Origin of the sequence: Sorangium sp. So ce590, from assembly GCF_051521365.1 — a bacterium.
In the GTDB taxonomy this organism is placed as follows: Bacteria; Myxococcota_A; Polyangia; order Polyangiales; family Polyangiaceae; genus Sorangium.
In genome coordinates this window covers 7,090,540-7,102,944 of the sequence record NZ_CP150346.1, presented here as the reverse complement: position 1 = coordinate 7,102,944, position 12,405 = coordinate 7,090,540, and the positions used below count along the sequence as shown (strand labels likewise).

Here is a 12,405-nt window from a genome sequence, read left to right as displayed (position 1 = left end):
CGTCGACACGTCTGCGCGGCGGAGGCTGTTGAAAGGGAGTTCCATGCGAAAGTCGACATCGGGTGTGCTCACGTCGCTCGTGTTCCTGCCGGCGTTGCTCCTCGGTTGTTCTGGTGAGGAGGGGCCGGGCTCCACGGCGACGTCGCCGACATTCCATCGCGACGTCGAGCCGCTGTTGCAGGAGCACTGCATGAGCTGTCATTCCCCCGGGAACATCGCCCCATTCAGCCTGACGACGTACGATGCCGCGCGCACGGTGGCCAACCTGCTCGCGGCCTCGACGCGGGATCGCACGATGCCGCCGTGGGGAGCGGAGGAGACCGACGAGTGCCAGCCTCCTCACGGCTGGAGGGATGATCTCCGGCTGACCGAGGAAGAGATAGCCGTCTTCGAGGCGTGGGCTGCTGCGGGCGGCCCCGAGGGGGATCCGGCCGCCGCGCCGCCCCCGTTCGTCGCCGGCGCCGGCGGGCTTGCCGGTGTCGAGCTGGAGGTCTCGCCGGAGGCGCCGTTCGTCGCGAGCGGCGATGCCGACCAGTTCCGGTGTTTCGTGATGGATCCTGGGCTCGCGGAGACGCGTTACATCAACGGCGTGCACGTCCTTCCTGGCAACAGCAAGGTGGTGCACCACGCGCTCGTGTATCTCGACAAGGAGGGCGTGGCCGACGAGCTCGCGGACGAGGAGGGGGGCTACGACTGCTTCGGCGGCCCTGGCTTCTCGGGCGAGCTCGTGGCCGCGTGGGCGCCGGGGGCTGTTCCTCTGGAGTTCGCGCCGAACATCGGCGCCGAGCTCCCGGTCGGCGCGCGGCTGGTGATGCAGGTGCATTATCACCCGGCGGGGGCGACCGCCGACCCGGACACGGCGCGCCTCCAGATGCGCTTCACGCAGGGCGCGCCGGAGTACGCCATGGGGGTCGCGCTGATCGGCAACTTCGGGTCGCCGCTGGCCGAGGGGGGCGGCCTCTTGCCCGGGCCGAACGACGCGAACGGCGTCGAGTTCCTGATCCCTGCCGGCGCGAAGGATCATGTCGAGACAATGCAATTGAGGCTACCCGAGTCGGTGTCTGCCTCGGAGACGTACCTCTACGGCGCTGGCACGCACATGCATTATGTCGGCACGGACATGAAGGTCAGCCTGGAGCACGAGCAGGGGGCTGCCAGCGGGGCAGGGGAGCAGTGCCTGGTGCAGACGCCGCGGTGGGATTTCTCGTGGCAGCGCGCGTTCTACTACGACGTCCCCATCGCGGAGCTCCCGCGCCTCCGCGGCGGGGATCTGCTCACGATGCGCTGCACCTACGACAACTCGACAGGCAACCCGTTCCTCGCGAAGGCGCTCAAGGAGCAGCACCTCCCGGCCCCGGTCGACGTGCGCCTCGGCGAGAGCACGCTCGACGAGATGTGCATCGCCGCCCTGATCTACCTGACCAAGAACCAGTAACCCGAGCGCATCGGGCGGCGCCGCGTGAAAGCAGCGGAAATCGAAGCCCGGCGGGATCTCCGCAATCACACCGTCGCCGCGGCGGTGGGCCCGACGGGGAAGATCGCGACGGAGGCCTTTGCCGCGCCGTCCCCTTCCATACTCGGCGCGCGAGCGAATGTACCCTTGACGTTGCGTGCGCCGCACCCGCATCATCGGGCCTTCCACCCGGTCCACCGGCACGCGAACGGAGCCAGAGATGAGCGGAGACGACATCCAGTCGAATGGCAAGTACTTTCGCGTCGTGGTTCCGAATTTCGGCACCGACAGCCTGCTCGGGGACACCATCGCGTCCCGCCAGATGTCGAGCTACATCCGCCTCGGGGCCGTGCCCACCGCTCCGGGCTCCGACCCGCCGCAGATCGTCGACGAGCCCGGCGACGATCTCGCCAAGCTCGTCCACGGTTTCGTCGACGACACGCGCCCGCGCGACCCTTCCGCCCACCCCGTCGCGGACCGCCAGGCCGAGAGCGCCAAGCTGCACACCCGCGGCGGATGGCTCGACCACTCGGACGGCAACCGCATCTCCACCACCCGCGGCGACAAGATCGAGGTGATCCGCGGCAACTACAAGATGGTCGTGCTCGGTCGATACCCGGTGACCGGTGATCCGACCACCGTCGACGGCGCCACGGGCGGCACGACCTCGTACGAGTCGGGGGGCGGTCACGTCCAGGACTGGCGCGTCACCCCCGGCGCCGTGACCGAGATCACCTGGGTCGAGAGCCGCGGCACGTGGAAGGTCCACGAGAAGACCGAGAAGGGGGATGTGCACGCGATCTACAACGGGGAGGTCAAGGAGGAGTTCTACGGTCCTCTCAAGGAGAGCATCACCGGCACCGAGAGCCCGGGCAGCCTCGTCCCGGAGACGAACCCCAACCCGCTCAACGACTTCACGGTCACCCGTGAAAACCCGGTGTTGATCGAGAAGACGTGGGCCCAGAGCATCGACTCGCAGACCGGCTCCGAGCAGGTACCCATCCCCACGATCACCGAGAAGACATGGGCGGACAGCATCGACTCGCAGACGGGCTCGACCGGAAAGCCCGTCTCCACGATCCACGAATCGACGGTCGCGGGCGCGATCTCCAGCGAGACCATCGCGGGTATCATCAACGAGAGCACCATCGGCAACACGGTCAGCCAGCAGATCGGCACGTCGTCGTCCATGCTGATCGGAAACGACTTCAGCTTCCTCCTCGGCCCCAGCGAGAGCATCCAGATCGGCGCCGCGCTCGACCTGTTCCTCGGCCTCAAGAAGCTCGGGATCGACATCTCGGCGATCGGCATCACCGGCATGCGCATCGCGCCGCTCATCCTCGACCTCAACGTCGCCAAGGCCATCAACGACATCCGCATCGGCTACAAGTTCGAGGTCACCATGGGGGACTCGGACTCGGCCGTCATCGGCCAGGACATGTCCGCGAGCCTCGTCATGAAGCGCCTCGCCATGGCCATTTTCCTCGGCTGATCGCGGGCCCCGGCGATGCGCACGAAGAACACGACGGACCTGCTCTTCGGGGCGAAGGTCACCTCGCGCAGGCCGCCCCGGCCGGAGATGACGCTCGTCGTGCGCGGCACGTTCGCGCTCCGGCACGGCGCCGTGGCGGCGCCGCTCGAGGGCATTCCGCAGATCGTCCAGGGCCCTCTCCAGGCCGAGACCTTCCGCGACGGAGACGACGAGCGTCTCGGTGACTGCCTGTATCCGGGCGACTTCGCCGATTTCAAGCTGCGTGCCGACGTGCTCCTCGCCGGGAAGTGCCACGCTCCCGGGGGCAGGCCGGTCCGCGAGATGGACGTGCGCTTCTCCGTGGGCTCGTGGTCGAAGACGCTCCGCATCACCGGCAGGCGCGTCTGGACCGAGCATGTCCTCGGCCCCGCCATGGGCGAGCCCGCGCCCTTCGGCGAGATGCCGATCGACTGGACAGGCGCCTTCGGCGGTCCTGGATACGTGAAGAATCCGGCCGGGAAAGGGCTCGGACCCGGGGAGCTGCCCACGGTCGAGGACCCGCGCTTTCTCGTTCGGTCGAGAGACGACCGGCCGGAGCCCGCGGGCTTCGGCCCCATCAACCCCGCCTGGCCTCAGCGCGCCGGCAAGATGGGGAAGGAATACGGCGCCTCCTACCGCAGGACCCGCGCCCCGTACTTCGCCGAGGACTTCGACTGGTCCTTCTTCAATGCCGCCCCCGCGGACCAGCAGCTCCCGTACCTGCGCGGCGACGAGGAGGTCTCGTTCCAGGGCCTGCACCCGGTCCACGCCGTGTACACGTCTCGCTTGCCAGGGCTGCGCGTGCGCGCCTTCGTCAAGGACAGGGACGGAGCTCTCCGCGAGGTGAGGATGGTGCTCGACACCCTCTTTGCCGACCTGGAGGCGGAGCGCGTCGTCCTCTCGTGGCGCGGACTCACCGAGGTGCGCGAGGACGATCTGAGCGACATCACCTTCGCGCTCGTCGCCGCGGAGCCTCTGGCCGAGCGCCCCCTCCCCGAGGACCATTACCGCGCCCAGCTCGAGGCCTTCGAGGCCGACCCGCTGGGATTCAAGGACATGTCTCCCCAGCTCGCCGAGGCCGTCGCGCGCGGCCGCGACATCGAGGCCGCGCAGAAGAGGGCGGCCGAGCCCGGAGCCGACCCGCTGGACGCCCTCCTCGCGCAGAAGCTCGCCCCTCTCGCGCCCGACGTCCGGGCGCAGGTCCGCAAGCGAATCGACGACGCGATCGCGAACGCGCCCCCGGGCACCGACATGCGCGCCAGGATCCTCGAGCTCCTGTCCGGCGCGCCCGCTGCCACGACGCCGCCCCCGGTGTCGCCGACCATCCCGGGCGCAAAGCCGCGCGTCTCGCTGCGCGAGGTGCTGAAGAGCGCGCTCGAAGCGGTGACCAAGGCCCGGGCGCGCGCCCAGCAGAACCAGGCCACGCCCGAAGATCTGAGCCTCCTCGCCCAGGCCGAGGCCCTGTGGGGCGACGCGCGCCTTCGAGAGCTCGATCCCACCCTCCGGGAGCCGTCGCCGGAGGAGCCCGGCCCGGGTCGCGACCTCTCCGGGCAGGATCTGACGGGCCGCGACCTCCGCGACCGCGACCTCCGCGGCGCGAAGCTCGACGGCGCCATCCTCACCGGCGCGAGCCTGCAAGGCGCCCGGCTGAGCGGCGCGAGCCTCAAGGGAGCCGTGCTCTTCGAGGCCAACCTGCTCGGCGCGGATCTCGCGCAGTGCAATCTCGAGCTCTGCAACGGGACCCATGCCCTGCTCGAAGGTGCCATTCTCAAGGGCGCGTCGCTCGAGCAGGCGTGCTTCAAGGGGGCCATCCTGCGGGAAGCGGACCTGCGGCGCGCACACGGGCAGTTCGTCTCTCTCCCAGACGCCGATCTCACGAGGGCCAGGCTCGGCGGCGCGCGCATCGCCCGGGCCGACTTCGAGGGCGCCGTCCTCGAGGCCGCGGACCTCACCGAGGCCGAGATCACCCGGTCGGCCTTCCGCGATTGCCGCGCCGCGCGCTCGATCTGGGCCCGCGCGCGCCTCGGCGGCTCGAGCTTCATGGGCTCGTCGCTGGAGGACGCTAACCTCATCGGCATACGGGCCGAGGGCTCGATCTGGACCGGCGCCCTCCTGCGCCGCGCCGATTTCCGCCTCGCCCACCTCCGGGCCGCTCATTTCACCGAGGCCATCGCCGACGAGGCGCGCTTCTACGGCGCCGACCTGGCCGAGGCGCGCTTCTACCGGACGAGCCTCCTCCGCGCCGGGTTCGCGCGCGCCAACCTCTTCGGCGCGGAGCTCAACAAGGCCCGGCTCGACGGCGCGCGCCTGCCGGGCGCCAACCTCTACGACGCCAAGCTCCTCGGCGCCACCGTCCGCGGGTGTGACTGGAGCGGCGCCAACCTGGAGCGCGCGAGGTTCGAGCACGCATGACACGCGCCGACGAGATCGAGGCCGCGGTCCGGGCGGGGCGCTCCCTGGAGGGGGCGCTCGTCGCGAACGTGGATCTCGCGGGCCGCGATCTCCCCGCGGCGCGCCTCGCCGGCGCGAGGCTCGTGCGCGCCACGCTCCGCGGCGCGAGCCTGGAGCGGGCGGACCTGCGCGGCGCGCAGCTCATGGGCGTCGTCCTCCACGGCGCCCGGCTGGAAGGTGCCTGTCTCCAGGACGCGAAGGGGATCCTGGTCGATCTCACCCATGCGCGCCTCGCGGGGGCCAAGCTCGAAGGCCTCGCGCTCGCGCGCTCCACGCTCGAGGCGGCCGATCTGCGGGGCGCGAGCCTGCGCGGCGCCTCGCTGCCCGGGGCGAACCTCCGTGGCGCCGATCTCTCGGGCGCCGACCTCGAAGGCGCCTCTCTCGACGGCGCCGATCTGCAAGACGCCAATCTCTCGGGCACACGGCTGGGCCGCACGACATGGAGCCGGGCGAACCTCACGGACGCGCGCCTTACGGACTGCCACATCGAACAGGCAGTCTTCACGTCCGCCGTGCTCGCGCGCGCCGATCTCTCCGGCTCGACGGTGAACACGGCGATCTTCCTCCGCGCCGACCTCCGCGAGGCGCGGCTCCCCCGGGTGATGAGCCGCGCCGTCTTCGACGAGGCCACGCTCGCCGGCACGGACCTCCGCGGCCGGGAGCTCGAAGGGGCCGAGCTGTCGGGCCACGATCTGCGCGGCGCCGACCTCGAGGGCGTGCGCATGGTCGAGTCGTCGCTCCGCGGCACCGATCTGCGCGGCGCCCGGCTGCGCGGCGCGCACCTGGAGAAGACGATCCTCGCCGGCTGTGATCTCCGCGGCGCCGATCTGACCGGCACGGTGCTGCGGTTCTGTGTCCTCTCCAGCGCGGATCTCCGCGGCGTGGATCTCTCCGGCAAGGACCTGGAGATGACCATGATGACCGGCGCCAACCTCGAGGGCGCCAACCTGAGCGGCGCGCTCCTCGTGCGGGTGCTCCTGTCTCAGGCGAACCTCGCGGGCGCCGACCTCTCGCGCGCGCTCGTCCGCCAGACGGTGCTCGACGGCGCCGCGCTCGACGGCGCCGTCATCGAAAAGGCCACGTTCCACGGGGTGGACTTCTCCTACAGGGACCTTCGCTCGCTCTCGATCCGGGGCCTGTCCATGGTGCAGTGTTGCTTCTCCGGCGCCAACCTCGAGGGCATGGACCTGCGCGGCGCCGATTTCACGAGCAGCGATTTCACCCGTGCGAAGCTCGGGGCCGCCCGGCTCGACGGCTGCGTGATCCAGCAGGCCAATTTCATGGAGGCCGATCTGCGCGCCGCGCGCCTCGAGGGTCTCGCCGCCAAGGGCGCGTTCTTCGGCCAGGCCGATCTCGAGGGCGCGCGCCTCGCCCGCACCATGTTGCGGTTCTCGACCTTCACGAAGGCGAGGCTCCGGCGCGCCGATCTCTCGGGCTGTGATCTCCGCGAGTCCATCATGACCGGGGCCAGGGCCGAGGGCGCGAGCTTCGCCGGCGCGCGGCTGCATTTCGCGGACCTGTCGCACGCGGACCTGCGAGGCTCGGATTTCACGCGGACCGATCTCGGCCGGGCGAACCTTCACTGCGTGCTCGACGAGGGCGCGATCTGGGACCGCGCGAGCACGGCGCTCGCGCGGCGCACGGACAGCAAGCGGCTCGAGGCCGAGTCCTGGCAGATGCCGGAGCGGCTCGACGACGAGTGAAGGAGAGGGATATGAAGGGCAGCAGTTTCCTCCAGATGGGCGCGCCGCAGACAGGTCCGGATCTCGCCGGGATCTTCGCCTCGGCCGGCGGCGCCGTCTCGTTCCTCGGCCCGGCGGAGGTCACCGCGCTCGGCCCGGACAGCGCGACCGTGCTGCTCGCGACCGGCACCACCGAGCGCGCGTTCTTCGCGTTCGCGCTCCCGTACGAGCCGTCGCTCGGCGACGTGCTGCTGGTCATCGGCGGACCGGGCGCAACCTACGCGATCGGCGTCCTCGCCGGGCGCGGCCGCCTCTCGATCGCGTTCCCGGGCGACGTCGATGTCCGCGCGGTGGGCGGGAAGCTGCGCCTCGGGGGCGACGGCGGCGTCGAGATCTCGGGCAAGGGGCTGGAGGTGATGGTCGACAAGGTGAAGATCACGGCCGGCGAGATCGTGGAGCGGTGCGCCTCGCTCTACCAGCGCGTGACCAGCCTGTTCAGCGCGCACCACAAGCAGGCGCACACGGTCGTCGACGACGAGTCGCACACCCGCGCCAGGCGCGCCACCGTCCTGACCGAGGAGACGGTGACCATCAACGGCAAGCAGATCCACCTGGGATAAGGGCGATGCTCACCGCCTCCAACCGCGGCGCCGGGATGAACATCGGTTTTCCCGACGTGTGCAACACGCCGGTCGGCCCCGCCGTCGTGCCGATCCCGTATCCCAACTTCGCGCTCAACGCGCAGGCCGTCCCGTTCTCGCCGGTCGTGCGCCTCTCCATGGTCAACGCGCTCAACCTGGGCTCGAAGATCCCGGTCACGTTTGGCGACGACCCGGGCGTCGCGCACCCGAGCGTCAAGGGGACGGGGCAATACACGATGGGCAATCCCGTCGTGTACGTCGACAACCTCCCCGCGATCAACCTGCTCTGCCCGACCACGGGCAACAACATGAACGACGGTGTCGGCGCGGTGGTGGTGCCCAGCGCCACGAACGTATTCTACACCCTCGCCGGCCCGCCGGCCGGGGCGATGCTCGACGCAGGATCCCTCACGTCGCTCGCGGAGACCTTGACGGAGCCGCTGTGCGGGCCGGGGGAGATCGTCGCGGAGGGGCCGGCGGAGACGGGCTCTGCCGCGATCGGCGTGCTCCGCGTCCGCGTCTTCTCGTGCGCGCTGCCGACGCTCGTCCACAACGAGATCCGGCGGCTGACCGGCGAGGGAATTCTGGCGCTCGTGATCGATCTCCGGGGCTGCCCCGGAGGTGACCTGGACGCCAGCGTGCGCCTGGCCGGCGATTTCCTCGATCGGGGCCTGGAGATCGTGCGTGTCGTCGACGTGGACGGTGACGAGCTCGTGCACCGGTCCCGCCACGGCGATCCGTGCACGCTCCCGCTGGCGCTCCTGGTGGACCGGCGGACGGCCTCGGCGGCGGAGGTCTTCGCCGCGTGCCTGCAGGTCCACGGCCGTGCCCTGGTCGTGGGCGAGGCCACGTGGGGCAAGGGCACCGCACAACGTGTGATCTCGACCGAAGAGGGCGCGCTCCACGCGACCGTGGGGCGGTGTGCACGCCCAGGCGGTGAGCCGATCGACGGGGTGGGGGTCGTCCCCGACCTCGCTGTGGAGCCTGAGGCCGCGAAGGCGGCGGCCATCGGCGCGCTGGGCTCGGGGCAATCCCGTCCGTCGCACTCCCTCCAGGATCACCCGAGTCCAGCCGAGCGCGATGGAGCTCACGAGATGGCGGTGGCCTAATTTGAACATGAAGGCGGGAAGAAAAGATCAATAATCTTCCCGCCTTCCCGCCTTCATGTGAATCACTCTGGGGCAAATCGGGGTCGATTCACGCCGGATCGGCGAGGGGCTCTTCCTGCTCGGGGCTGGCGGGGCGGTTCCTCTCCCGACCCCGCTCAGGTTCGTGGCGTTCGCTGCTGTCCGAGCTGGTCGAGGCCGAGCTCGCGCGCCTTCTGGGCGAGGGCCTCGATCTTCTTCTTCCCGTCGGCGTCAGCGCTCGGCAAGAGCGACGTGAGCATCCCCGACAGCGTCCCGTCCGACGACCTCGCGCTCGGCGACGGGTGCGCGACGAGCTGCTTCAGGTCCTCGGGCAGGCTCGCGTTGCCGTTCAGGTAGTCGCCGACCAACGCTCGGACCGTGGCGCTCTGATCGACCACCCCGTCGATCGACTGGCCGAGGGTGATCGCCTTGACGAAGCGGTCGAAGAACGCCCCGTCGCCGCCGACGATGTTGATCTTCGCCTGATCGAACGCGCCCCGCAGGATCTCGGCCTGCGCCTGCGCGATCTCGGCGCGGATGCGCAGCGCCTCGAGCTCCACCGCCCGCTCCTTCTCGAGCCGGAGGCGGAACTCCTCGTGCTCGCGCCCGACCCCGTCGAGCGCCTTCATGGCCGCGGCCTTCTCCGCCGTGCCGGCCGCCTCGGCCAGGAGCCGCTGCTTGATCGCGGTCGCCTCGGCGAGGCCCGTCTTCTCGAGGGCGATCGCCTCGGCCTCGCGCGTCCTCGCGGTCGCGAGCCCCTTCTGCTCGATGCCCGAGGCCTCGGCGAGCAGCCGCTCCCGCGTGACGAGCGCCTCGGCCCGCCCCTGCTTCTCGATCGCCTGCGCCTCCGCCTCCTTCACGAGCACCCGCGCGAGGCCCTGCTTCTCCTCGCCGACGGCGGCGGCGTTCATCTTCTCGAGCGCCACGCGCGCCTCGGCGAAGCCCTGCTTCTCGATCGCCTGCGCGTCGGCCTCCTTCACCCGGATGCGCGCCAGCCCCTCGGCCGCGGACTCGGCCTGCACGCCCTCGGCGATGCGGATCTTCGCGCGCGCCGCCTTGTCGCTCGCCTCGAGGTCGGCGTCGGCCGTGAGGAGCTTCTCGCGCGCCCGGAACTTCGCCGCCTCCTCGCTCGCCTCGGCCCCCTTGATGTGCTTGACGAGCTGCTCCTGCGCCTCCGCCTCGGCGTTGATGCGCGTCACGTCCTTGATGCGCGTCGCCTCGGCCACGGCGCGCACGTCCTTGATCCTCTCCTCCTCCTCGGCCACCGTCTTCTCGACCGCGATCCGCGCCCGGACCACGTCGGCGATGTCCTTCCGCTGGATCTCGAGCTCCTTCTCGCGGGCGATCTCCTGGAGCGAGACGTCGCGCTCGCGGCTCACGATCTCGAGCTGGCGCGCCTTCTGGACGCGCTCGGTCTCGACCGCGATCTCGCGCTCCTTGTTCTTCTGGGCGACCGAGACGCCGCGCTCCTTCGCCTCGCGGGCGATGAACGCCTCCTCGTCGTTCTTCTCCTGGAGGAGCACCGTCTTCTTGCGCTCGTCGCTCGTGATGCGCGCGGCCTCGTTCTGCTCGCGCGCCTGCGACACGGCGATCTCCTTCGCCTTCTTCGCCTCGGCCTCGGCCCGGCGCTGCTCGAAGCGGAAGATGGCCTCGTCGGAGTTCAGGTTCTGGCTGCCGATCTCCATCCGCTCCTTCTGGCGGAGATCGTTCGTCAGCACGTTCTGCGTGACCGTGAGCTCGGTGATCTTCCGGATGCCCTCGGCATCCATGATGTTGTGCTTGTCGAGCAGCTCGATGGGCGTCTGCTCCAGGTAGTCGATCGCCGCGTCGGCGAGCACGAACCCGCTCAGGTCCTTGCCGATGACGTCGAGGATGTCGTCCTTGAACTTCTGCCGCTCCATGTAGAGGTCCTCGAAGTTCAGGCGCTTGCCCACGGTCTTGAGCGCCTCGGAGAACTTCGCGGCGAACAGCTGCTCGAGCGTCTCCGGGTTCGACGCGCGGACGCAGCCGATGGTCCGCCCGACCGTGCGCACGTCGTCCTGGGTCTTGTTGACCTGCACGAAGAAGGTGACCCGGATATCCGCGCGGATGTTGTCCTTGCAGATGAGGCCCTCCTTGCCGCGCCGATCGATGTCGATCGTCTTGACCGAGATATCCATGTACTCGGCGCGGTGGATGATCGGCAGGACCATCGTCCCCGTGAAGGTGACGATGGGATCCTGGCCTCGGGTGTTGATGATCAGCGCCTTGCCCTGGTCCACCTGGCGGTAGAACTTGGCGTACATGACCAGGATCCCGAGGGCGACGAAGGCGAGGACACCGACGAGGACGGCAATGAGGGGGACAGTCAAACTGGGCACGCGGAGCTCCTTCGCGTTTCGGCGGAGGGGAGGGCGCTGACCCTCGCGTTCACGTCGCGAGGGTCGAACGCCCAAGCCCGCTCCGAGCCGGGTCGGGGGCCACACGACACCCCCTCAGGCGAGAGCGTACACGAAACCGCCGGCGCGCCAGCGGCGTTCAGCCGCCGCGCCGCTGCTCGTCCCGGGGTCGCACCGCGGGGGTGGGCTCGTCCTCGGCGCCCTCCGGGGGCGCTTCCACGCGGGACGCAAGCCGCCCGGCGAGGGGAGGGGGCGGGCCGAGCAGGGCATCGAGCGGCTCGACGCTGAAGACCTCCCCGTCGGGGTCCCAGCTCACGAGCAGCGCGCGGTCGCCGCGGCGGAGGGCGCCGGGCGTGTCGCTCCGGACGTCGAGGATGTGGCTCGCGCCGCCTTCGTCGATCACCGCCTGGCCGAAGCGCTCGTCGACGCGCCCGGTGGAGATGACGCACACGCGGCCCACGAGGTCCTTCTTCGCCTGGCCGTGCCGGGTCACGAAGAGCGGCCCGAGCGGCCGCACGGCGAGCGAGGTGAGCAGCACGGCGACGACGAGCGACCCCGCGAGCACCGCGAGGCCGAGCGCCCAGCGCGGCAGCCCCCAGCCGACCCAGAGCGGCTCGACGGCCAGCGTGGACAGGGCGCTCGTGAACCAGCCGAACGCCGCGATCAGCGTGAGCGTCACGGTCGCGGGCACGCGGTGGAGGTCCAGGGCCACGAGCACCGAGCCGAGGCCGTGCGCGCCGTCGGCCGCGTCGGCCACGCCCTCGACCGCGCCCTTGGCGGTGCCCTCGAGCGCGCCCTTGGCGGCGCCTTCGAGCGCGCCCTTGGCGGCGCCCTCGAGCGCGCCCTTGGCGGCGCCCTCGAGCGCGCCCTTGGCGGCGCCCTCGAGCCCGCCGAGCTCGGGCATCGCGTCGCCGTGGGCGCCGCCGAGCAGGTCGAGGTCGAGCGCGCCCACGAGGACGAACAGCCAGTAGATGAGGGCGAGCGCGAGCACGACCGTGAAGATCACGGCAGGGAACATCAGCGATGCGGCGAGCACCTCGGCCATGGGCAGACGCGAGCAGGGTGCAGGCGCGGGGGAACGAGGCGCGATGCGGCGCCCGCGACCGGCGCCCCGATTGGATCACAGGGAGGGGAGGAGCGGGGCCAAATTCGGCCGTCCGGCA

8 protein-coding genes are annotated in these 12,405 nt (G+C 70.6%); 6 read left to right on the top strand and 2 right to left on the bottom strand.

The window, feature by feature from the left end; genetic code table 11:
* Window positions 1-43: 43 nt before the first annotated feature.
* The 6 genes from WMF28_RS26510 (at window position 44) to WMF28_RS26485 (ending at window position 8,846) form a co-directional block, all read left to right on the top strand.
* Window positions 44-1,435 (top strand): hypothetical protein, encoded by a 1,392-nt coding sequence (locus WMF28_RS26510; RefSeq protein ID WP_437596106.1) that lies wholly within the window; start codon window positions 44-46, stop codon window positions 1,433-1,435.
* Between the two features lie 238 nt (window positions 1,436-1,673).
* Window positions 1,674-2,945, top strand: coding sequence for a hypothetical protein (locus WMF28_RS26505; protein ID WP_437596105.1), 1,272 nt, complete (start codon window positions 1,674-1,676; stop codon window positions 2,943-2,945).
* A gap of 15 nt (window positions 2,946-2,960) precedes the next feature.
* Window positions 2,961-5,375: a DUF2169 family type VI secretion system accessory protein gene (locus WMF28_RS26500; RefSeq protein ID WP_437596104.1), complete on the top strand. Its 2,415-nt coding sequence runs from the start codon at window positions 2,961-2,963 to the stop codon at window positions 5,373-5,375.
* Window positions 5,372-7,117, top strand: a complete 1,746-nt coding sequence (locus tag WMF28_RS26495; protein WP_437596103.1) for a pentapeptide repeat-containing protein — start codon at window positions 5,372-5,374, stop codon at window positions 7,115-7,117. Before WMF28_RS26500 ends, WMF28_RS26495 begins: the two co-directional genes overlap by 4 nt.
* Before the next feature lie 11 nt (window positions 7,118-7,128).
* A complete protein-coding gene (locus WMF28_RS26490) occupies window positions 7,129-7,716 on the top strand; it encodes a DUF3540 domain-containing protein (RefSeq protein WP_437596101.1) in 588 nt (195 codons plus the stop codon).
* A 5-nt stretch (window positions 7,717-7,721) separates the two neighbouring features.
* A complete protein-coding gene (locus tag WMF28_RS26485) occupies window positions 7,722-8,846 on the top strand; it encodes a S41 family peptidase (RefSeq protein WP_437596100.1) in 1,125 nt (374 codons plus the stop codon).
* A gap of 155 nt (window positions 8,847-9,001) precedes the next feature.
* Here WMF28_RS26485 and WMF28_RS26480 read toward each other — a convergent pair whose 3' ends face one another.
* Window positions 9,002-11,224, bottom strand: coding sequence for a hypothetical protein (locus tag WMF28_RS26480; RefSeq protein ID WP_437596099.1), 2,223 nt, complete (start codon window positions 11,222-11,224; stop codon window positions 9,002-9,004).
* A gap of 157 nt (window positions 11,225-11,381) precedes the next feature.
* Complete coding sequence (locus tag WMF28_RS26475) at window positions 11,382-12,287, bottom strand: glycine zipper family protein (RefSeq protein WP_437596098.1); 906 nt, start codon at window positions 12,285-12,287, stop codon at window positions 11,382-11,384.
* Window positions 12,288-12,405: the final 118 nt, after the last annotated feature.